The organism is Phocaeicola sp. ICN-14070 (genome assembly GCF_037892625.1).
In the GTDB taxonomy this organism is placed as follows: Bacteria; Bacteroidota; Bacteroidia; order Bacteroidales; family Bacteroidaceae; genus Phocaeicola; species Phocaeicola plebeius.
The window spans coordinates 1-857 of the sequence record NZ_JBBKBF010000166.1 but is presented as its reverse complement, the minus strand read 5'-3'; the positions used below and the strand labels follow the sequence as shown (position 1 = coordinate 857).

The window sequence follows — 857 nt, the reverse complement described above, 5'->3', positions numbered from 1 at the left end:
CAACATTGGTCCTAGGATTGCCATTGACGAATCATCGCTCTCCAATGGTGAACTGTATACGTTTGTAACCAACAGGGATGCATGTACCAGAGAAAGATCCCTGGTGGCTGTTGTGGCAGGCACGAAATCGGAAGATGTGATTGGAGTGCTGAGATGTATTAACGAGGAAAAACGTTTTGCAGTTGAAGAAGTAACTCTTGATTTGTCCGATTCCATGCGAAAGATCGTTCGTTCGGCATTTCCAAAAGCCCGTCGCGTCATAGACCGTTTTCACATTCAGAAATTGGCTTGCGATGCAGTGCAGGAGCTTCGTATTAAGCACCGTTGGAATGCCATTCAGCAGGCCAACGATGAGATGGAAGAAGCCAAGTTGAACAGTAAGGAGTATGTTCCATACCGATACCCCAACGGTGACACCCGCAGGGAATTGCTTATACGCTCACGTTATCTGCTGTTTAAGTCTGCCGACAAGTGGACTGAGAAGCAGAAACAAAGAGCAAAAATCCTATTTGAAGAATACCCTGACATAAAAAAAGCATATGGCCTTTGTCACTCTCTTAGAATGATTTTCTCAAAGAACTCAATTACGGATGCAGCCCGTCTATCTATGGCTCGATGGTACAACAAGGTCGAAGAGGCTGGATTTCATTCATTCAACGTTATAGCCGCTACATTCTATGAGCACTACGACGAGATTCTCAACTTCTACAACAACCGTTCAACTAATGCGATGGCAGAATCTTTCAATGCCAAAATCAAACTATTTCGTGCCAATCTAAGAGGTGTTGCGGATAAGAAATTCTTCCTTTTCCGCATAGCAAATTTATATGGCTATCCCCACTAAAAATCTACTGAGC

1 protein-coding gene is annotated in these 857 nt (G+C 43.8%); it reads left to right on the top strand.

Translation table 11 applies throughout. The features are described from left to right. Nucleotides 1–844, top strand: an 844-nt coding sequence (locus WKT20_RS18100; RefSeq protein ID WP_340417872.1) for an ISAon1 family transposase, incomplete at its 5' end; no start/stop codon positions are given. Nucleotides 845–857 lie beyond the last annotated feature (13 nt).